Annotated in this window: 29 protein-coding genes and 1 riboswitch; of the genes, 3 read left to right on the top strand and 26 right to left on the bottom strand. The window is 35.7% G+C overall.

Features of this window, described 5'->3' with window-relative positions:
* Positions 1-4: 4 nt before the first annotated feature.
* The 6 genes from nusB to CCE82_RS01735 form a co-directional block, all read right to left on the bottom strand.
* Positions 5-397 (bottom strand): transcription antitermination factor NusB, encoded by a 393-nt coding sequence (nusB, locus tag CCE82_RS01760; protein ID WP_086427716.1) that lies wholly within the window; start codon positions 395-397, stop codon positions 5-7.
* Between the two features lie 20 nt (positions 398-417).
* Positions 418-792, bottom strand: a complete 375-nt coding sequence (locus CCE82_RS01755; RefSeq protein WP_086427715.1) for an Asp23/Gls24 family envelope stress response protein — start codon at positions 790-792, stop codon at positions 418-420.
* A 20-nt stretch (positions 793-812) separates the two neighbouring features.
* On the bottom strand, positions 813-2,168 hold the full coding sequence (accC, locus tag CCE82_RS01750) for an acetyl-CoA carboxylase biotin carboxylase subunit (protein WP_086427714.1): 1,356 nt from the start codon (positions 2,166-2,168) through the stop codon (positions 813-815).
* 1 nt (position 2,169) lies between these two features.
* Positions 2,170-2,631 carry an acetyl-CoA carboxylase biotin carboxyl carrier protein gene (accB, locus tag CCE82_RS01745; protein WP_086427713.1) on the bottom strand — a complete coding sequence of 154 codons (462 nt, stop codon included), beginning with the start codon at positions 2,629-2,631 and terminating at the stop codon, positions 2,170-2,172.
* Positions 2,632-2,979: 348 nt separating this feature from the next.
* On the bottom strand, positions 2,980-3,537 hold the full coding sequence (gene efp / locus CCE82_RS01740; RefSeq protein WP_086427712.1) for an elongation factor P: 558 nt from the start codon (positions 3,535-3,537) through the stop codon (positions 2,980-2,982).
* A gap of 18 nt (positions 3,538-3,555) precedes the next feature.
* Positions 3,556-4,626 (bottom strand): M24 family metallopeptidase, encoded by a 1,071-nt coding sequence (locus CCE82_RS01735; protein ID WP_086427711.1) that lies wholly within the window; start codon positions 4,624-4,626, stop codon positions 3,556-3,558.
* Positions 4,627-4,720: 94 nt separating this feature from the next.
* Between CCE82_RS01735 and CCE82_RS01730 the strand changes: the two genes are divergently transcribed.
* Together CCE82_RS01730 and CCE82_RS01725 are read left to right on the top strand one after the other, a co-directional pair.
* A complete protein-coding gene (locus CCE82_RS01730; protein ID WP_086427710.1) occupies positions 4,721-5,335 on the top strand; it encodes a hypothetical protein in 615 nt (204 codons plus the stop codon).
* Between the two features lie 5 nt (positions 5,336-5,340).
* Entirely contained in the window at positions 5,341-5,565 is a 225-nt protein-coding gene (locus tag CCE82_RS01725; RefSeq protein WP_086427709.1) for an SA1362 family protein, read from the top strand.
* Positions 5,566-5,656: 91 nt separating this feature from the next.
* Here the strand turns inward: CCE82_RS01725 and CCE82_RS01720 are convergent, their stop codons facing one another.
* Positions 5,657-6,487 carry a lipoate--protein ligase family protein gene (locus CCE82_RS01720; RefSeq protein WP_086427708.1) on the bottom strand — a complete coding sequence of 277 codons (831 nt, stop codon included), beginning with the start codon at positions 6,485-6,487 and terminating at the stop codon, positions 5,657-5,659.
* Positions 6,488-6,646: 159 nt separating this feature from the next.
* Between CCE82_RS01720 and CCE82_RS01715 the strand changes: the two genes are divergently transcribed.
* Positions 6,647-7,024 (top strand): rhodanese-like domain-containing protein, encoded by a 378-nt coding sequence (locus tag CCE82_RS01715; RefSeq protein WP_420822104.1) that lies wholly within the window; start codon positions 6,647-6,649, stop codon positions 7,022-7,024.
* Between the two features lie 224 nt (positions 7,025-7,248).
* Here CCE82_RS01715 and gcvPB read toward each other — a convergent pair whose 3' ends face one another.
* From gcvPB to phoU, 19 genes are all read right to left on the bottom strand, one after another.
* Positions 7,249-8,721, bottom strand: coding sequence for an aminomethyl-transferring glycine dehydrogenase subunit GcvPB (gene gcvPB, locus CCE82_RS01710; RefSeq protein WP_086427706.1), 1,473 nt, complete (start codon positions 8,719-8,721; stop codon positions 7,249-7,251).
* A complete protein-coding gene (gene gcvPA / locus CCE82_RS01705) occupies positions 8,711-10,060 on the bottom strand; it encodes an aminomethyl-transferring glycine dehydrogenase subunit GcvPA (RefSeq protein ID WP_086427705.1) in 1,350 nt (449 codons plus the stop codon). Before gcvPA ends, gcvPB begins: the two co-directional genes overlap by 11 nt.
* Before the next feature lie 12 nt (positions 10,061-10,072).
* Positions 10,073-11,164: a glycine cleavage system aminomethyltransferase GcvT gene (gcvT, locus tag CCE82_RS01700; protein ID WP_086427704.1), complete on the bottom strand. Its 1,092-nt coding sequence runs from the start codon at positions 11,162-11,164 to the stop codon at positions 10,073-10,075.
* A 75-nt stretch (positions 11,165-11,239) separates the two neighbouring features.
* A riboswitch (glycine riboswitch) is annotated at positions 11,240-11,335 on the bottom strand.
* The gene (locus CCE82_RS01695; protein ID WP_086427703.1) at positions 11,322-11,849 is read right to left on the bottom strand and encodes a shikimate kinase; all 528 of its coding nucleotides are present in this window, start codon (positions 11,847-11,849) and stop codon (positions 11,322-11,324) included. Its footprint overlaps the riboswitch before it by 14 nt.
* A 3-nt stretch (positions 11,850-11,852) precedes the next feature.
* On the bottom strand, positions 11,853-12,035 hold the full coding sequence (locus tag CCE82_RS01690) for a hypothetical protein (RefSeq protein ID WP_086427702.1): 183 nt from the start codon (positions 12,033-12,035) through the stop codon (positions 11,853-11,855).
* Positions 12,013-12,498 carry a prepilin-type N-terminal cleavage/methylation domain-containing protein gene (locus tag CCE82_RS01685; protein ID WP_119184397.1) on the bottom strand — a complete coding sequence of 162 codons (486 nt, stop codon included), beginning with the start codon at positions 12,496-12,498 and terminating at the stop codon, positions 12,013-12,015. The genes CCE82_RS01690 and CCE82_RS01685 overlap by 23 nt, the downstream gene beginning before the upstream one ends.
* The gene (locus CCE82_RS13310; RefSeq protein ID WP_276205629.1) at positions 12,404-12,655 is read right to left on the bottom strand and encodes a hypothetical protein; all 252 of its coding nucleotides are present in this window, start codon (positions 12,653-12,655) and stop codon (positions 12,404-12,406) included. The genes CCE82_RS01685 and CCE82_RS13310 overlap by 95 nt, the downstream gene beginning before the upstream one ends.
* Positions 12,656-12,705: 50 nt before the next feature.
* Positions 12,706-13,170, bottom strand: coding sequence for a competence type IV pilus minor pilin ComGD (gene comGD, locus CCE82_RS01675; RefSeq protein WP_240507143.1), 465 nt, complete (start codon positions 13,168-13,170; stop codon positions 12,706-12,708).
* Complete coding sequence (gene comGC / locus CCE82_RS01670) at positions 13,127-13,450, bottom strand: competence type IV pilus major pilin ComGC (protein WP_086427699.1); 324 nt, start codon at positions 13,448-13,450, stop codon at positions 13,127-13,129. Before comGC ends, comGD begins: the two co-directional genes overlap by 44 nt.
* Positions 13,451-13,462: 12 nt before the next feature.
* A complete protein-coding gene (gene comGB / locus CCE82_RS01665) occupies positions 13,463-14,530 on the bottom strand; it encodes a competence type IV pilus assembly protein ComGB (RefSeq protein WP_086427698.1) in 1,068 nt (355 codons plus the stop codon).
* A complete protein-coding gene (gene comGA, locus CCE82_RS01660; RefSeq protein ID WP_086427697.1) occupies positions 14,499-15,473 on the bottom strand; it encodes a competence type IV pilus ATPase ComGA in 975 nt (324 codons plus the stop codon). Before comGA ends, comGB begins: the two co-directional genes overlap by 32 nt.
* A gap of 159 nt (positions 15,474-15,632) precedes the next feature.
* A complete protein-coding gene (locus CCE82_RS01655; RefSeq protein ID WP_086427696.1) occupies positions 15,633-16,262 on the bottom strand; it encodes an MBL fold metallo-hydrolase in 630 nt (209 codons plus the stop codon).
* A 12-nt stretch (positions 16,263-16,274) separates the two neighbouring features.
* Entirely contained in the window at positions 16,275-16,586 is a 312-nt protein-coding gene (locus tag CCE82_RS01650; RefSeq protein WP_086427695.1) for an MTH1187 family thiamine-binding protein, read from the bottom strand.
* Complete coding sequence (locus tag CCE82_RS01645) at positions 16,587-17,573, bottom strand: ROK family glucokinase (protein ID WP_086427694.1); 987 nt, start codon at positions 17,571-17,573, stop codon at positions 16,587-16,589.
* The gene (locus CCE82_RS01640) at positions 17,570-17,773 is read right to left on the bottom strand and encodes a YqgQ family protein (protein WP_086427693.1); all 204 of its coding nucleotides are present in this window, start codon (positions 17,771-17,773) and stop codon (positions 17,570-17,572) included. Before CCE82_RS01640 ends, CCE82_RS01645 begins: the two co-directional genes overlap by 4 nt.
* Position 17,774: 1 nt before the next feature.
* Entirely contained in the window at positions 17,775-19,214 is a 1,440-nt protein-coding gene (locus CCE82_RS01635) for a rhomboid family protein (protein WP_086427692.1), read from the bottom strand.
* Positions 19,215-19,231: 17 nt separating this feature from the next.
* Entirely contained in the window at positions 19,232-19,771 is a 540-nt protein-coding gene (locus tag CCE82_RS01630; protein ID WP_086427691.1) for a 5-formyltetrahydrofolate cyclo-ligase, read from the bottom strand.
* Positions 19,772-19,915: 144 nt separating this feature from the next.
* Complete coding sequence (gene rpmG, locus CCE82_RS01625; protein WP_014613813.1) at positions 19,916-20,065, bottom strand: 50S ribosomal protein L33; 150 nt, start codon at positions 20,063-20,065, stop codon at positions 19,916-19,918.
* Between the two features lie 71 nt (positions 20,066-20,136).
* Positions 20,137-20,787, bottom strand: a complete 651-nt coding sequence (phoU, locus tag CCE82_RS01620; protein ID WP_086427690.1) for a phosphate signaling complex protein PhoU — start codon at positions 20,785-20,787, stop codon at positions 20,137-20,139.

The raw sequence follows: 20,787 nt of genomic DNA, 5'->3' as shown, positions 1-20,787 counted from the left end.
TCACTCAATTTCTTTTAATGTGACTTAATACACCGTTGATGAATTTATAATGATCATCATCACTAAATTGTTTTGCTAGCTCTACTGCCTCATTAATAATAACCTTTTCTGGTGTTTCACTATGTTCGATTTCGAAAGTGGCCATACGTAAAATAATACGGTCAGTTTTCAACAAACGTGCAATTGTCCAGCCATTCAAATGGGGACTAATTTTTTCGTCTAATACCTGTTGATGATCCTTGACACCAGAAACAAGCCATTTAATGAAGTCAAAATCTAAATCAGGATAGTCTTCCTTAATAAAACTAATCGCTTCATCAATCGTTAGCTCCGTATTTTTCATTTCTAGTTGGAATAATGTTTGAAAGGCTTGACTTCTTGCTTGTTTTCTACTCATTTTAATTCTCCGTTCATATGTTAATCACGATTATTTTTTGCCATTTCTATATGTGTAATATGCACATTGATTTGTTGAGGTGTGAGTGCAGTCATTGTACGTAATGCACTATGAATGGATTCTTGAACTTTTGACGCTGTTTCAGAAACTTTAACGCCATAGCTTAAAGAACAATAGACATCGATTGTAATTTCGTTGTCTTTCGTTGTAATTTTAACGCCTTTACTCAAGTTTTTACGACCAAAGCGTTCTAAAGTTGAATTTTTTAAATCTGGAAAAGCCCCTTCGACCCCTTTCACTTCTGATACCGCTATGCTTGCGATAACAGAAATGACTTCAGGTTCGATTTCCACAGTTCCGAGATTAGGGTTGAAATGTTCAATCGGCTTTGCCATATAAGTTGCCCCCATTCAATTTAATTTTCTTCATTCATAATATCGTAAATCTCTAAAAACTTGGTGCTAAAGAAACCTTTATTGAAGACAGGATGATGTAATAAACGAATATGGAAAGGAATTGTAGTGTCAATACCGAGCACAACAAATTCATTGAGTGCACGTAAACCGGACATGATTGCTTCTTCCCTAGTCGGTTGATGAACAATTAATTTTGCAACCATTGAATCATAATATGGTGGAATGACATAGTTCGTATAACATGCTGAATCAATACGTACTCCAAAGCCTCCAGGTGTTAAATATTGGTCAATTTTACCAGGAGAAGGCATGAAGTTTTTATAAGGGTTTTCAGCGTTGATACGAAACTCTATCGCATGACCTTGAATCTGAATATCTTCTTGTGTATATGGTAACTTTTCGCCCATAGCCACTTTGATTTGCTGTTTCACAAGGTCGACGCCCGTCACCATCTCAGTTACGGGATGTTCCACTTGAATTCGTGTATTCATTTCCATGAAGTAAAATTGATCTTCATCTAAATCATAAATAAATTCGATTGTTCCAGCATTGAAATAATTGACGGCTTTAGCTGCTCTCACTGCCGCATCGCCCATCTCTTTTCTTTTCGCTTCAGTAAGGATTGGAGAAGGTGACTCTTCAACGAGCTTTTGCATACGTCGTTGAATTGTACAATCACGTTCACCGAGATGAATAACATTTCCGTGTTCGTCGCCAAGAATTTGAATTTCGATATGACGGAAGTTTTCGATAAATTTTTCTAAATATAATCCCCCATTACCGAATGCCGTTTCAGCTTCTTGTTGCGTCATTTTATAACCATTAATTAACTCTTCTTCATTTCGTGCAATACGAATCCCTTTTCCGCCACCGCCAGCAGTTGCTTTTATAATAACAGGGTAACCAATAGAGTTAGCAGTTTGGATGGCATCTTCAATCGTGTTCACAAGTCCCTCGCTACCTGGAACAACTGGGACATTTGCACGTTTCATTTCTTCTTTCGCAATATCTTTTATACCCATTTTTTGAATAGATTCATAGCTTGGCCCAATGAATTTAAGTTGAACAGCTTCGCACAATTCAGCAAAATCACCATTCTCAGCTAAAAATCCATAGCCAGGGTGAATACCGTCACAACCTGTAGAAGTGGCGATAGATAAAATGTTCGGTATATTTAAATATGAATCTTTTGATTGCTTAGGTCCCACACAGTAGGCTTCATCGGCTAATTGAGTATGTAAAGCATCTTTATCGCCTTCAGAATAAATCGCTACAGTTTGGATGCCTAATTCGTGACATGCGCGAATAATACGCACTGCAATCTCGCCACGGTTTGCAATTAATATCTTTTTCATATTATTTCACCTTGAATAAAGCTTGGCCATACTCAACCATTTGTCCATCTTCAACTAAAATTTCAACGATTTCACCTGCAACTTCAGCCTGAATCTCATTAAATAATTTCATTGCTTCTAAAATACAAACTGTCGTATCAGCTGTCACTTGATCGCCTACTTGAACATACGCGCTTTCTTCAGGAGATGGTGATTTATAAAAAGTACCTACCATTGGCGCAGTAATCGTTTTAAGTGATGCATCAGCCTCTACTGGTGGCGCGTCTACTGATGCAGCAGTTGCTTGAGTTGGTTCAGCCGCTACAGTGGGTGCAACGACTTGTTGCGGTGCTGAAATTTGTTGCGTCACAATTTCCTTTTCTTTCTTTAAATTGATTGTCGTTCCTTTATCTTCAATGTTGATTTCAGTAAGGTTAGAATTGTCTAGAATATCAATTAATTCTTTAATCTCTTTAAAATTCATTTTGGTTACTCCCTTATGATTGATTATTTCTACCTTACTATTTTACTTGAGTGTATTGGGCAATTCAAGAAAATACACAATATCTAAAGCATTGTTGTAAGTTTTAATGTAGTTAAACACCTATCATTTGTTTTCATTTTCATCACTTTGTTTCAGCTTTTTCTTATACATTTTGATGAATTTATCGATTGTATAAAGCTTGTTGGTTTACATCGGCTTAGATTGTTAGCGTTAACGAAAAAATAAGGACTAACAAGACATTGTTGCGTCTCATTAGTCCCTTAATTTTGTTTTCATGTCATACATGGAACAGCATAGGTTATTCTGATGTACCTTAAACTGTTGTCATTAAGCACGTGAAACGTAACTACCATCAGCAGTATTAATGACTAACACATCGCCTTCATTGACGAATAACGGCACATTAAGTGTGTAACCTGTTTCAACTGTTGCTGATTTTGTAGCACCTGTTGCTGTGTCGCCTTTAATACCAGGTTCAGTTTCAGTCACTTCAAGTTCAACTGTTTTTGGTAATTCTACACCAATTGTTTCACCTTGATAAGTTTGGATATGTACATCCATGTTCGCTTTTAAAAACTTCAATTCATATTCTAAGTAATCTGTACTTAGTTCTGTTTGTTCGAAAGTTTCGTTATCCATGAACACATGATTATCACCATCTGCATATAAATATTGCATGCGGCGATTTTCAATCATCGCAGGTTCAACTTTTTCACCTGCACGGAAAGTTTTCTCTTGGATAGCGCCTGTTCTTAAATTACGTAATTTTGATCTTACAAATGCAGACCCTTTACCAGGTTTAACATGTTGGAATTCTAAAACTTTCCAGATTCCGTTATCGACAGAAATCGTTAAGCCTGTTTTAAAATCATTTACAGAAATCATTCAGTTTCCTCCTCAGAATCACTCTTCTTCTAAAATAATAAGGTCTTTTGAACAATTAGTAAAGCGTTGGCCGCCATTTTCTGTAATTAAAATGTCATCTTCTATACGTACGCCACCCAATCCTTCAACATAAATGCCAGGTTCAACTGTGACGCAATGATTTTTTTCTAAGACTGTCTCTGATTTTTGAGATAGTGCTGGTTGTTCGTGAATGTCTAGACCAATACCATGACCTAATGAATGACCAAAATGTTTACCATAACCTGCTTCAGTAATAATATCACGAGCAATCGTATCCATTTCTTTTCCTGTCATACCTGGACGAATGGCTGCAATCGCTGCTTCTTGACTTTTTAAAACGATATTATAAATTTTAACCATTTCTTCAGAAGGTTGACCGACAGCAAAAGTACGCGTGATATCTGAACAATAGCCATTGTAGTATGCACCGAAATCTAGTGTTACCATTTCTCCTGACTGAATCACTTTGTCAGAAGCAACACCATGTGGCATTGCACCACGCACACCAGAAGCGACAATGGTATCAAATGACGTGTCATCAGCACCTAAATGCAACATTTTACTCTCTAAATGCGCTTTAACTTCTTTTTCGGTCATTCCAGGTTTAACGACAGTCAAAATATATTCATAAGCTTTGTCAACGATTTCTGCGGCTTTTTGAATGGCCTTGATTTCATTTTCGTCTTTCGTTTGGCGAATCGTTTCAATTGCGCCACCTATAGAAATCAAATCGTGACGGCCGTGGTTGAGCTTTAAAAATGAATCATAAGGGACGAGGTGACCTTCAAAACCGATATCTTGCAAGTTTAAAGTTTTAAATTGTTCTGTTAACGTTGCATATAAATCACCTTGTTGTAAAATGACCTCAAATTCAGTTGCTTGTTGCTTAGCTTGGTCAGTATAACGAAAATCAGTGATCAGTAATGCTTTATCCATTGTTAAAATTAGCGCCCCACTTGTACCAGTAAACCCTGATAAATAGCGGCGGTTAAAGTCAGATAATACAACTAAGCCGTCCAGATGTTTGTCCTGTAATAAAGTTCTTATCTTATGAAGTCTATTTTTCATTTAAAATTTCCTCCTTATATTTGTACTTAATTACATGATACCTTAAAATGTAGTCATATGTAGTGAAAAACAATTGAGTGTTTAGGAGTTTATTATGAAAAAGAGAATCTGCGCGAGTATAAGTGTTGCATTTTTATTGTCAGCCTGTGGAAGTCAAAACCTGTTGCCTTTAGAGGAGAAAAGTACGGATTTGAGTGATAAAAATCATGAAATTAAATTAGAGAACCAACAACTCGAAAATGAAAACGCGAAAAAGCAAAAACAAGTGGACGCATTGAAAAAGGACTCAGAAAATACAAAACAAGCAAAATCTAATCAGAAAAAAGCGGACTATCTTGAATTTTCTTCGCAATACTATGCCTCTGTAACAAAAGCGATTAATGCTTACCAACAAATTGATTCAAAAGTGTTAGAGAATAAAAGAGATGAAAAAGTAACGGATCAATTAGAGCAAATTATAGCGGATCATGAAACTGCCATAGAAAGCTATAAAGACGCCACTGAAGGTGAAACGATTATCAAAAAAGATAAAGATGTCAAAATACAAGATAAAGACATTAAGAAACTACAAAAAGAAATTAAAAGTGCTTTAACAAAAATTCAAAAGGGATATAAAGCCAAAGACAAAGCAGAAATTCAAAAAGGACGTCAGAGCCTTTCGAACATCAATGTCAAAACTACAAAAGCAGAACAAGATAAAGAGGAGTAATTTAAATGACAACTTTCCAAAAAATCATATTCGGTGTGATACTTATCGTTGCACTGATTGGATTAATTTTTAATTTAGATGTCGTACTTTTTAGCATTTTTAGATCTATCATTACAGTAGCTGTTATTGTTGGCATTATCTACTTAGTTTATTTCTTTTTCTTTTTAACGCCAGATCAAAGAGATTATAAAAAGCGCGTTTGGAAAAACAAATTTAAAAGCCGTAGATAATATCAATTAAAACGGCAAAATTTGAGGAGAATGGGGCATCAAAATTTTGATGCCCCATTCTCCTTGTTAAATTACGTGTTAAAGCGCGACATTATTTACGATATAAAAATGCCTCTGAACGATATTTTTCTTCTAATGTTTTCACTTCTTCTTGTTGCGCTGCTGTTAATTCTAATGGTTTAAAATCAATATCCAGTGCTTTTTTGAAACCTTCTTTAAATGCGACTTCCATTTGCTCTAATGTGACTGTTTCATCCGTTAAATCGTTAATCGCAACTGCCTTTTCGACAAATGCCTCTTTCATTTTAGCTTTCAATCTGTCATTTTTGAAAATAAACATATCGAACAAATCATCAATATCCACGTCTTGAAGAATAGAGCCGTGCTGTAAGATAACGCCTTTTTGTCTTGTTTGTGCACTTCCAGCAATTTTTTTACCTTCAACTACAAGTTCATACCAACTCGGTGCATCAAAACAAACAGAACTTCTTGGTTGTTTAAGTTTTTCTCTTTCTTCTTTTGAACGTGGAACAGCAAAATATGCATCAAACCCTAATGATTTAAAACCCTCTAATAATCCGCCTGAAATTACACGATAAGCTTCAGTTACTGTTTGAGGCATATCTGGGTGTGATTCTGGAACGATGACACTATAAGTTAATTCCTTATCATGTAAGACACCTCGTCCCCCGGTTTGGCGTCTCACTAAGCCGTAACCCTTTTCTTTAACCTTTTCAATATCAATTTCTTTGGAGAGTCGTTGAAAATAACCTATCGATAATGTGGGTGGATCCCAAGTATAAAACCGAACGACGGGATCAATTTCTCCTCTTGATACAAAGTTTAATAATGCTTCATCTAAAGCCATATTGTAGTATGGATCATGACTTCCTGTATTTATAAAATGCCAAGTTTCTGTCATTTGCTTTAAAGCCTCCCTATGAAATATCATCGGGCATATGTTATGTTTCAAAATATATAAAATTGCCAACATATGTCACACATAAAAATTTTGATAAATTAGTCTATCAGTCTTATAATAATAATATCGGTATTTTAGGGAGGATGCAAGATGAGTAACATGACATTAATCGTTTTAATTGTGTTAGCTTTGGTCATCATTTGGATGGTATCCAACTTTATCATCAATAAAAGATCAGTGACAGAATTAAACCAAGAAGAGTTTCAAGAAGGTATTAGAAAAGCACAAGTGATCGATCTTAGAGAAAAGGCAGACTATGATTATGGTCATATTATAGGTGCACGAAATATCCCTATGACAATGTTTCGTCAACGATACCAAGGACTAAGAAAAGATCAACCGATATATCTTGTTGATGCAAATGGTATCGCGAGTTATCGAGCTGCACGGACACTTAAGAAAAAAGGTTATACAAACCTATATATGTTAAAAGGCGGCTACAAAAAATGGACTGGTAAGATTAAGTCTAAGAAATAGTGAGAAGAGCTAGTGGATCCAATGTCAATATGGACGACCTAGCTCTTTTTTATGAGCATAACTACAGTTTAAAGCGCTTATCACTACAGTCTCGCCCTCTATCAACGAACAAATGTTCCCTCTTGCTATATTTAGCACTTTTTTAAATTAGTCCACATGACAGTCTAAACATAATAAAAAGTGAGATGACAGATGCCACCTCACTTATAATTGTTCAATTGAATTTATTTTTCCTCTTTTAAGTTTTCAAATTTTAAAATAGGCTTACGAGCAGCTGTCGTTTCATCCAAACGATCAATAATAGTTGTATGTGGTGCTTCTAATACTTTATCAGGATCTTCTTCTGCTTCTTTCGCAATTTGGATTAAAGCATCACAGAAATAATCTAATGTTTCTTTAGATTCTGTTTCTGTTGGTTCAATCATCATACCTTCATCGACAATTAACGGGAAGTATACTGTTGGTGGATGAACCCCAAAGTCTAATAAGCGTTTAGCCATATCTAATGTACGGACACCAAGTTTTTTCTGTTTTGTACCACTCAATACGAACTCGTGTTTACAATACTGATCGAATGGAATAACGAAAGTATCTTTTAAGCGTGCTTTCATGTAGTTTGCATTTAATACAGCCGCTTCAGACACTTCTTTTAATCCTTCATAACCCATTGTACGGATATACGTATAAGCACGTAAATAAATACCGAAGTTACCGTAGAATGGTTTTACACGCCCGATAGAGTATTGAATGTCATTATCATATTCAAAACGATCACCATTTTTCACAACGAGTGGTTTTGGTAAGTAATCACGCAACTCTTTTTTGACACCAATTGGACCTGAACCTGGGCCGCCACCACCATGAGGACCTGTAAATGTTTTGTGTAAGTTCAGGTGAACTGCATCGAATCCCATGTCACCAGGACGTACTTTATCCATAATTGCATTAAGGTTTGCCCCATCATAATACAGTAAGCCACCCGCTTCGTGTACGATATCGCGGATTTCCATAATATTCGTTTCAAAAATACCTAATGTGTTCGGGTTCGTTAGCATGATTGCAGCTGTTTTATCACTTACAACTTCTCTGAGGTGATCGATGTCGACTTCACCTTTATCATTAGATTTAACTGTCACAGCTTTAAATCCTGCAAATGCTGCAGAGGCTGGGTTCGTACCATGTGCTGAGTCGGGTACAATCACTTCATCTCTTTCAGTATCACCATTTTGAAGGTGGTATGCTTTAAAAATCATGAGCGCTGTCCACTCACCGTGCGCACCTGCTGCAGGTTGTAATGAAATCTCATCCATTCCTGTAATTTCTTTTAATTCTTCTTGTAAGCTATAAATAATTTCTAACGCACCTTGTACTTGATCTTCATCTTGTAAAGGATGTGCCTCAGTAAATCCAGGAATACGTGCAACTTTTTCATTGATTTTAGGATTATACTTCATCGTACATGAACCTAACGGATAAAATCCTGAGTCTACACCAAAGTTTTTATTAGATAGTTCAGTATAATGACGAATTAAATCAAGTTCTGATACTTCAGGGAATTCTGCTTTGTTTTTACGAATGAACTTTGAATCGAGTAATTGATTGGCAACGTTATTATCAATCTCTCTTTCCGGTAAAGAATAAGCAAAGCGACCTTTTCTTGAACGTTCAAAAATTAATGGACTAGATTTACTTACCATTGATTTCACCAGCTTTCTGCACAAATGTATCGATTTCTTCTTTCGTTCTTAATTCCGTTACTGCGACCAGCATATGATTGTTAAATGTGTCATCTACAGTGCTTAAGTCGAAACCACCAATAAAACCTTCATCAAGAAGTTGACGGTTCACTTCAGCAATCGGACGATCAAAACGTACGACAAATTCGTTGTAAGATACGCCATCTAAAACTGTAAAGCCGTTATTTTTAAATAGTTCTTTCGCATAGTTTGCATTTTCGATGTTTTGAATCGCAATCTCTTGAATACCTTCTTTACCTAATGCAGACATCGCAATAGATGATGCAAGCGCATTTAATGCTTGGTTTGAACAAATGTTTGACGTCGCTGTTTCACGACGAATATGTTGTTCACGTGCTTGTAAAGTTAATACAAAGCCGCGGTTACCTTCATCATCTGTTGTTTGACCTACAAGACGGCCAGGAATTTTACGCATTAATTTTTTCGTTGTTGCAAAATAACCACAGTGTGGCCCACCGAATTGTGTAGGAATACCAAACACTTGTGTATCACCGACAACAATATCTGCACCAAATTCACCTGGTGGCGTTAATAATCCTAATGATAATGGATTCGCATAAACGATAAAGAGGGCTTTCTTGTCAGCAATCATTGCTTGAATCGCTTCTAAATCTTCAATAGAACCATAGAAGTTTGGATATTGAACTGCAACTGCAGCTGTATCATCATCAATAGCAGCTTCTAATTTTTTCAAGTCTGTTACCGTACCGTCTAAATCAACTTCGACAACTTCATACTGCTCGCGGATTTTTGAATATGTGTCTAACACTTGTAATGCCTGGTAATGTAGACCTTTTGATACGACAATTTTATTTTTTTTCGTTTTACCCCATGCTAATAAACATGCCTCAGCAAAACTTGTCATACCGTCGTACATTGATGAGTTAGCAACATCCATAGCCGTGAGCTCACAAATCATCGTTTGGAATTCAAAAATGGCTTGTAATTCCCCTTGTGAAATTTCAGGTTGATAAGGTGTATATGCAGTGTAGAATTCAGATCTAGAAATCATAGCATCCACCACAGCAGGTGCATAATGATCATAAACTCCAGCACCTAAAAATGATGTGTGTGTTTCTTTAGTTACATTTTTATTTGCGATACGATTTAAACGCTTTAATAATTGCGTTTCTGGTTCTGCATCTGCAATGTTTAAATCTCTATTTAATAAAACATCTTCAGGAACATCACTGTACAGTTCTTGAATGGACTTGACACCAATCGTCTCTAACATTTCTTGCTCGTCTTTTTCAGTTAATGGAATATAACGATGACTCACTGTATTCACTCCCTATTTTTCGATTTGATTCTTCTTAACAATTTGTGCTTTAACTTGACGTTTTCTGACTTGTACTACAACTTCTTTACCCATTTCAAATGCATCACGTTGAATGATACCCATACCGATTGAATAACCAGTTGATGGTGATTGTGTACCTGAAGTGACTTCACCAATTTCTTGGCCATCTAAATCATAAATTTTGTATCCGGTTCTAGGAATGCCTTTATCAATCATGCGAAGACCAACTGTACGTCTTGGTGCGCCGTTTTCTTTTTGTGATTTAAGTACAGCTTTACCGATGAAATCTTCTTCGATTAATGGTTTAGCAGCAAAAGCGATGCCGCCCTCATATGGTGTGATTGATTCAGATAAGTCTTGACCATGAAGTGGTAATCCCGCTTCTAAACGTAATGTGTCACGGGCACCTAAACCACATGGTGTCACATCTTTTGATAAGAGTGCTTCCCAAATTGTAACAACATCTTCGCTATCACAATAAATTTCAAATCCATCTTCACCGGTATAACCAGATTGTGAGAGGATGACTGTTTTACCGAAAATTTCGACATTTTGTTTAAATTCAAACATACCCATTTCACTGACATCTTCAGAAACATTGTCTTGAATGATTTGTCTTGCATTTGGACCTTGTAATGCCAGTTGACCATATTGATCAGATACGTTGTTAACCGTAACGTCAAAACGATCACTATGCTGAACTATCCATTTGTAATCTTTTTCGACGTTGGCCGCATTGACGACTAATAAATAATGCGTGTCGCTAAGTTGATAAATCACTAAATCATCAATAACACCGCCATTTTCATTACATAACGCTGTATATTGCGCTTTTGATAATGTCAGTTGGTTCGTATCGTTAGAAAGTACATATTGTACGAGTTGTACTGCATCTGGACCTTCAATACTAATTTCACCCATGTGACTCACATCGAATAAGCCCACATTCGTACGTACAGCGTTGTGCTCTTCTTTAATACTTGAGAATTGAACCGGCATAGCCCAACCACCAAATTCAACAATTTTAGCCCCTGCATCAACATAATGCTGATAGAGTGGCGTTTTCTTTAGTTCTTCTGACATGTAGTCCCCTCCTAATGTGTAATAAAAAACAGAGGAGTACATTCATACTCCCCTGTTGAGTTGCCTTCAGGAATGCGTCACAATATTATCCTTTTACCTGAGAGATTCGTAATTCTTAATTACTTGCTCCTTCGGTGATGAGTCGTACCCATACTCTCTAATATTGATCATTCGCAAACAATTTAATTTTAATTTCATTAAGCGTTTCTGATAATGATGTTGCAGATGAAATCTTAATGAATGCGATTTCATTATATCTTGAAATACGTTTAGAATACAAGTGTTTTAAAGATTCGAAGCTTTTTTTATTCGCATTAGGTCGGTGTGTATCATCTTTTACTCTTTCATAAAGCGATTCAATAGGTGCATCTACCCATATTGCTTTAACTTGAGTGTCTTTGATAAATTGATATGTTTCATCGTGAGTGAGTATACCACCGCCCGTCGCAATCATATCATATGTTTTCAAAGCTTGTTGTAAACATAGGTATTCATACTGTCTAAAACCCGTTTCCCCTTCTTCTTCAAAAATCTGAGGGATGGATTTTTGTGTTACGGTTTCGATATATTCATCTAAATCAATAAATGAACATTGATACTTGTCCGCTAAAGCTTGACCAATTGTTGTTTTCCCTGCACCCATATATCCGATAAAGAGTAGAGGTGTATCGATTGTTGATTTCATATATTACGCACCTTTGTCGATAATTCGCGCTATTTGATACTCGTAGTCATCTGCCAGCGCATCTATAGTTTGTAATTTTAGACTATAAATCAGTAAATAAAAAGAGATAAATGTAAAATATGCGGATAAAATGATAAATAATAGTGGTAACGTAAAGCCACCTTTACAGTACAATCTCTTTTTCATGTATAGTTGCTCCTTCTTGATACTTTATTTTCATTAAGATTAAATGATGATTGAGAATTTCATAATGGACGTCCAGTACATCATTGCACATCGTAATGTTCCCTCTATGGCCGACCGTTTTAATGATTTTTTTGTTTAAAAGTTTGTAATTAATCGTTGTATATTTGCCTTGTATCTCTAGCTCTCTTCTTCTAATAATACGGTCTTTAACATCATCTCCATTTAATGAGTGGGACATGTCTTTAATCATCAGCTCAATATCATATGTACGGTCTTCAAATAATGTACTTTTTAATTGTCCTAAAGTGAAAATAACGAGAGGTATGAGTAATATAATGGTCATTTGAATGAGTAGTGCAACCAGGCTTTCAATCAGAGTGAAGCCTTGTTTTTCGGTAACAATATTTTTGTTCTGTTTGATGATTTTGTATACAAAGTTGTTGTTCTGATGGAATAATTTCATATTGAGACACCGTCAACTTCTTCTTTGGAATGTCACGCTTAATGACTTCAAACAATGTACGTTTTAAGTTTAAATCTTCAACCGTTTCATGATAAGTTTGAATCATTTGATTTGTCATGGGGATGAGTTGTGCAACGATAATACTAAGAAGAAACATCGCAAAGAGACTTTCTAAAAAAATAAATCCTGATGTTGCTTTAAGTTGTGTTATTTTTGATAAGATATACGGTACCTCCCTTGCTCGATATGGAAAATAAGAGAAAAAGAATGGTTTTTATGTTCGAAGCGTAATGTCCCAAATTGATTCGCTTTACCTTCTTTATCAAATACAATGGCATGGAGATTGGAAGTTGCTTTTAATTGAAGTGGATGAAGTTGAATATAAGACGTTCGATGTGGTTGAACGGTTTCAACTTTGATATCGTTACGGTTAGGACGAAACACGAGCAATACAGGGGCACGACTCTTAATCGCATATGCTTGATAATAGTCGATTTCACTCGTGAGTTTTTTGATTTCGTAACGTGTTGTATTTTGAAGTAAGTTCAATTGTGGATGCGCCATTGATAAAGAAATGCATACAGAAATAATGGTCAATACGAATAACATTTCAATCAGTGTAAAGCCATCACGACGCAACTGCTTCGCCATCTCTGATAGATATATCTTCACCTGATTTACACGTTTTTTGACTTTCTTTAATATAACCTTCACGCACTAAATCATCTATTGAAGTTGGCTTATGGTTAAACTTTAAGGCATATGCTTCAATTTGACTATCGACCATTTTTAATTGCGCGGCACAACCTGTTTTTTGAATATGATCAGATTGTTTCGCAATATTAGGGATAATTAAGATGAGTAGCACGCTAATAATTAAAAGGACAAGTAGCATTTCTATTAATGTAAAACCTTTCTTGTGGTTGAATTTCGATTTAAGTAATTGGATCATTATCAAACACTCCTATTCTTTAATGGATTGCATCATTTCAAAAACGGGTAGCATCATAATCAAATAGACAGATAACACTAGAATACCGATGAAAGCGAACATAATTGGCTGTATCCATTTAATATGTTGTTGAATAAATGCCTCTATACGGTCTAACAGAAAGGTGCTATACACTTCTAACTCAACATCCAATTTATCTCGTTTTTCACCTTGTTTGATATACGTAATCAATTGCGGTTCGAAACAGTTCAATTGAATGAGTATATGTGAAAAAGATTCTCCTCGTTGAAGATGTTCTTTCAGTGTCTGTCCGACATACTGTAAAAATAGATTCGCTTCCTGGGTCAAATAAATTCTGACAACGTCATTTAAAGTAATGCCGTTTCTAAAAAACAATACAAATTGATTTGTCATATGGTATGTTGTAAATAATTTATAATACTTTTTGAATATTGGAAGATGGATTAAAAAGTGGACTTGGCGATGGATAGGTAGTTGTTTCAAGCGTAATTTGACAATGTAAAAAGTTGCCATAATGACAAGAAGTGTAACTAAAAAGGCGACTGGAAAGTTTTGAATAAATAATTTCACCACATATTGTAATGTGGATTGCTTCAATTGCATCGTTTCATACATTTGGTCAAATTGTTGCATGACAGTTTGGTTTAAAGTCACAATAAGTGCTAGAAAAATTAAAATGAGAACGATAGGATATTGAATCGTTTTGATGAGTTGCTGTTTTAACTTTCGGTTTTTGCAATAAAATTGATGACATAATTTCAACGTTTCAGGTAGTGAGCCATAGCGTTCTGCAAAATAAAGCTGCATTAAAATGGTTTCAGGGTAACCAAACATACGAAAAATATCGTAACAGTTTGCGCCTCCTTTCAATTTTTCGATGAGTTGATTTTCAAATGCAAGATGTCGAATATTCAGTTGTTCATATATAAACAGCATCGCTTCAGCAAAAGTAAAGCCATGTAATAATAACTGATAGAGGCGCTCCATAATAAGTAAGTGTTGTGCATTCAATTGTCTTAACGTACGTTTAAGTCGTATATTTTCGTAAAATTTTCTCATCTATAACGCCCTCTTTATTAAGAAGTTGAAGTTTATCAGAAAGACTTGTAAAAGCAGTTGGGAGTTGAAAGTTATTGTTAAGAAAGTATTGAATCTCTTGTTGATCCATCGTTTCATAGACGAGTTGTCGATGATTAGTTTTTGTTGTAATTAGTCTTTGATTAATGATGAGGTTGATCGACTGAGATAAATCTTGATGTGAAAGCCCCATTTCTATGAGTCTTAAGAGTACGCCTTGACAGTCATTAGCATGAATCGTGGATAATACTAAATGTCCACTTAAACTCGCTTGAATCACATCTCTTGCAATGTGACTGTCTCTAATTTCACCAATAAGGATAACGTCAGGGTCACAACGGAGTATTGCTTTTAACGAAGAACCATATGTGATATCAGCCTTTTCATTAACAGAGATTTGGGTGATGCCGTTGACGAGCTGCTCGACCGGATCTTCTATCGTGATAATATTAAGGTTTAACTTCTGTTTCGCGTAAACGACCATTTGATACATTAAAGTGCTTTTCCCTGCACCAGTGGGACCGCTAAACAAAATCAGACCTTGCTTTTTTTCCATATTTGATTTGATGTCTAATACACTGTGTGCTTTCGCATTTTGGAAATATTGGGGTGTGATACGAATAACACAACTTTCAGTCCCTAGATTTAAAGGTAATGTGGATACTCTTAAGTAATATAACTCTTTATGTTCATAAATGTAGCGGCCACTTTGTGCTTTGTGACGTGTTGAAATATCTAATCCTGCTTGATATTTCAATAACGTTAACAATTTCTGATATGTGTCTATATTGAGTGTGTCATATAATACAAGTTGATCTTTGACTCTAAGTTTAACTTCGACTTGTGATTGTGAAGGGATAAAGTGAATGTCCGACGCCTCATTTTGAAGTGCAAATTGTATGACATGGTCTAATAGTAATTGCATAAAAATCACCTCTTGCATATATACACGCAGGAGGTGAGGAAATTACTTGTTATGTTTTGAAAAAATTTGTGTATGTGTGGTCTTTGAATGAAATTGTAGGCTTACACGTAAAAATAGCAGAAGAAAATGTAAACTATAATTTTCTTCTGCTATTATCATTTAACCTTGCCCGTCTAAAAACGGATTCATATATTCAGCTTCAACTGTTGTAGATGGACCGTGGCCTGGATATAATGGCAACTGTTCGTCTAAGTTAAACAATTTATCCTTAATAGAATCGACCAGTGTTTCATAGTCGCCTTTATATAAATCTGTTCGACCAATACCATTGTTAAACAACGTGTCACCTACTACAGCAAATGCATCAAATACATAAGTTAAACTGCCTGGCGAATGACCGGGTGTATGCAATGCTTCGATGTTGAACTGACCGATTTGATGTGCACCTTCATCAAGTGCATGTGGTTCTGCTTGGCTTGTAATAATAGGAAGACCGTAATCTTTAAATTTTGCTGAACCATTTTTTTGAGGGTCCGTTAAAAATGAGAATTCCTCATGATGCATATAAACAGGCACATCATATACTTTGAGTACATCATCTAATGCAGCGATATGATCAAAATGTGCATGTGTTAATAAAATCGCGATCAGTTTCTTGCCGGATTGTTTGATTTTATCCGTAATTTTGTCGATACCACCAGCAGGATCAATCAAAATCATCTCTGTATCATTTTCCACAAAGTAAGTGTTTGTGCTTACAAATCCTAAAGTAAGATAAGAAATATTCATAAGATACCCTCATTATTTCAAATGTTTTTTGACAGATTCTAATTTATCATTCATTTTACGTTCTTTATCGCGACGGTCGTCAATTCGAATGTTTGTACATACACGATCGAGCCCTTTATTGAACGGTAATTCGTGAATGGCTTGAATGACTTCAAATAAATCTTTTAAGTCACCTTCAATTAATGTATTCATCGGCGTCAGTTGATAGTCGATTTTACCTTCTTGCTTGTATTCCTCTAATTTTGTTTGAATTTCAGCAATATATTGGCTGACACTTGGTCCTTCTGTTCCAACTGGAATCACTACTACATCAACAATAGCCATTTAAATACGCTCCTTTTCAATAATATATGTTTTGATGAGTCCTGCTGCACCTACAATACCTGCATCATTGCCAAGTTCTGCACGTACAATTTCAGTCCCTTGTTGTGATGGTGTAAATGCAAGGTGGTAGTATTCTGTTTTAATGTTTTCAATTAAAATATCACCAGCATCAGACATACCGCCACCTAAAATAATGTATTTAGGGTTGGTCGTTACACTAACGATACTTGCAAGATAAGCAACATATTGCGCAACACGTTCTGTGATGAAAATACAGAATTGATCGCCAGCTTTTGCTGCATCGAACACGGCCTTTGCTGTCACTTTATTTTCTTTAATAAGCGGTAAAATTGAAGATTTGAAAGTAAGCTTCGGATAGTAGAAATGAACTAAATTCATCACACCTGTCGCAGAAGCCACAGTTTCGATACAACCTGATTTACCACAATTACATTTAAAGCGTTGATCGTGATCGACACGAAAATGTCCGAGTTCAGCACCTGACCCATTATGACCGTGGACAATTTCACCATTAGCGATGATGCCTCCACCTAAGCCAGTGCCAAGTGTAATCGCAACGACGTCATCTGCATCTTTACCTGCACCATTATGTTTTTCACCAAGTGCAGCCACATTTGCATCGTTGTCTACATACACTGGAAATGATACAAATTGTTGCATGATTTCTGAAACGTTAACGGGCTGTGGCCAATTTAAGTTGACTGCACCATTTACAACACCAGATTCAAATTTAACGGGACCTGGAACACCAATACCCATTCCAATGACCTGGTCCATATCAAAGCTGTTACGTTCCATTTCATCGACAAATGCATCATATATTTGTTTGAGTAATACTTGACCTGTTGGATCTGAGATATCAGTTTCGATTGACCACTTTGATAATTGTGTCAATGCATGATCAAAGATGCCTAGTTTACATGTTGTGCCACCAATATCTGCAGCTAAAATTAAGTTTTTGTTCATCCTCTATTCATCCTTCTTTGATTAATTAATAATTTAGATTGGACAAATTCGTCTCTAGTTATTAATTCATGCCGATATAATGTTTGAATTTCTTGTTCAATCATCTCTAGCATATCATCTTTGTTATCGAAATAAATAATAAAGCCAAATTTTTTTAATAATTGAAGTACATCATAAAAAGTATTCAGTTTTGTTTGCATACTAATCATCCAGTTCTTTTTTCAAATTCTGAAAATCTTGATTGCTCGGGCTTGCTTTAATCGCCTTCTGAATATAAGATTTGGCTTGTTTATCATCTCCTAGTGAGCGATTGGCAATGGCCATATGGTAATTTAACGTTGCAGAGTTTGGAAAATATTTTAAGCCTCGCTCCCATTCTGCCATTGCTTCAGCTTTAGAGTCCTGTGTAGCAATAATAATACCTGATAAGTAATAAGTCACATCATCTGCATATCCATTTTGATAAGTTTGTTTAATCATATCTTTGGCTTCGCTATATTGCCCGTCATGCATTTCTTTTTGAATAATTTGATTGTAAATGTTTGAATCTGACGTCATGAAAATTTTAACGCATAGTAAAATCAATAATACAATTGAAATGCCAAGTAGAATATAAAAATAAAGACGCTTTTTCTCGAAAAAATAACCTAAATACACAACGAGTACGCCACCAAGTAAACCACCCAAATGCGCAACAACATTGACGTTTTGAATGAGGAGTGTCAAGCTTGCCATTACGACAACTGCAATCACCATTTGTAATATCACTTTTTTATCAAAGCGTTGGCTAATCATCATAAGTGCAACTAAGCCACCCATTAAGCCGAAAATAGCCCCACTCGCCCCTAATGAAAAGCTTGTCGTAATAAAGGCAAGTGAAATGAGGTTACCGATAATGCCTGCTAATAAATATGTACCTAACATTTTAAAAGGCCCAATAAACGCCTCTAGAAGTTTACCAAATATAAAGAGTGATAACATATTTAATAACAAATGTTGGAATTCGATATGTAAAAACATCGATGTAATCAGTCGGTACCATTCCCCATGGACGACATTAAAATGAGCTAATGCACCTAAGTTAATAATTTCATAATCTGTATGGTGGGGTGTAAACCATGTCACGATGCTCCAAATTAAAACATTGATTGCAACGAGTGCATATGTAATCGGTGTGAAACGATACATTGCTTTTTCGACGATATTTTGATTAAGTACCCGCTTTTGGTACTCTTTTAATGGTTTCGAGTCTTTTTGACCTAATTTTCTTTTGACGATTGGATGCGTCGTCATATTGCGTAACGCTTTAAAATGATTAATGCTATGAAATTGGACTTGAAGCGGTTCGTGAACGTTAAAATTCACTGTGTTAAAAGATTTATCAGTTAACACGTAGACGTCGTAACGTTGAATATCATAGCCCAAGTATTCTGCAATTTGTTGCTGATGTTCGACAATCCGATCTTTATCAAAATCAAGTTCTTGCGTGGTAAAGGTGCCTTGCTTAAAAATAACGACGTGTTGACGTTTCGCATGTGCAAGCCATACTTCATTTTTATCTTTTTCATAATGAATACAGTCATACTTTAAATACCGCATCCACAGAAAGCTTGTTTGCCATAAATGTTTTTCTTCAAACATGTCTTGCCTCCAATCTTTTATGTTTTTGCAATAATGAGTTCTGACACAGGATAGTCATGCGGTTCGATGCTTAAGATTTCATTAAGTTGTATATCATAGACGAGACTTAAATTGGTAGGTTGATATTCTGACAAGTAACGATCAAAATAACCGCCACCATATCCGATACGATAACCTTCTTGATTAAATACAACACCAGGTACAATGACTAAATCTAAGTCATTGTTAATTGGGCTTTCTGCTTGGATATAGCGAATGCCCTTGTCATCTGTCGCTAACTGGTCAAATGTAGTGAATTGTTGAAACACCATAACTTTGTTTTCATAATCAGTTGTAGGGACATAAACGGCTTTCTCTGCTTTTAAAGCGTGTTTAATAATCGGGTCAGTGGCAACTTCATGCGGCATTGATAACACAAGGCCAATACTATTTGCTTGTTCGTACTTCGGATGTGCGATAAGTTGCTCGAATAACCAATGATCTGCTTTTTCTTTTTGTTCAACTTGAAGCATCTTCATTTTTTGTAATATATTTTGACGTAATGCTTTTTTAGTCATTGCATCTCCCTCACTTCTCAACCTATTATATCGTGCATTTATCGTTGTGTCATGGAAAGTTCGTCTTGAGCTTAAGAACAATATTTTACAAAAAGGGTATAAAAAATGGCTAGAACATAATGTCCTAGCCCAAGATTGAAACAATTATTTTGTTTCGCGGTGTAATGTTTGTTTGTTTTCACGTGCACAGAATTTTTTCATTTCAATACGTTCAGGATTAGTACGTTTGTTTTTAGTCGTAATATAGTTACGATCTCCACAATCTGTACATGCTAAAGTAACGTTTACGCGCATCATAACCCTCCTCTTCTATCATTAAAATACGACTTTATTATCATACCATTTTCAAACGGGATTGGGAAGCGTTATTTCGTATAAGATTCATAGCGTTCGCCAGTAATAAAGTAGTATAAATGCTCGGCGATATTCACCACATGGTCACCAATGCGTTCTAAATAGCGTGCAACGAGATGGGCCTGACCTGCGACAAATGGATCGTTATCAATTAAATAACTGGTATTAATAATCTGCTTATATAAATCATCAATGTCGACGTCTCTTTCGATGATTTCTTTCACAAGATCTAAATCATTGTGACGTGTCGCATCATTTAAATCTTTGAGCATTAACAACGCTAAAGTTCCCATTGTTTCAAGCCGTGTCATAATATAGTGGTCGGTAATTTGCGCACGTGTACGAATTTTAGCGATATTAGCAGCATTATCCCCCATACGTTCAAATTCAGATGCAATTTTAAGTGTTGCAATCATCATTCTTAAATCTTTAGCAATCGGCTGTTGGCGTGTAATGAGCATGACGACTTTTTCATTAATATCATATTCCATTTGATTGATTTTATTGTCGCTTTTAACAATTTCGCGGGCATGTGTGACGTCTTTATCTGATAAGACTTGTACCGATTTTTCAATCATACTGTAGGTGCGTAACCCTAATACACGCAAATCTTTCAGCAAATCATTCAGTTGACCTTCATAACGCTTTCTAATGACTGTCAT

Source organism: Staphylococcus cornubiensis, from assembly GCF_900183575.1.
Lineage (GTDB): Bacteria > Bacillota > Bacilli > Staphylococcales > Staphylococcaceae > Staphylococcus > Staphylococcus cornubiensis.
The sequence above is the reverse complement of the archived record's forward strand: the minus strand, read 5'-3'. Positions and strand labels throughout refer to the sequence as shown.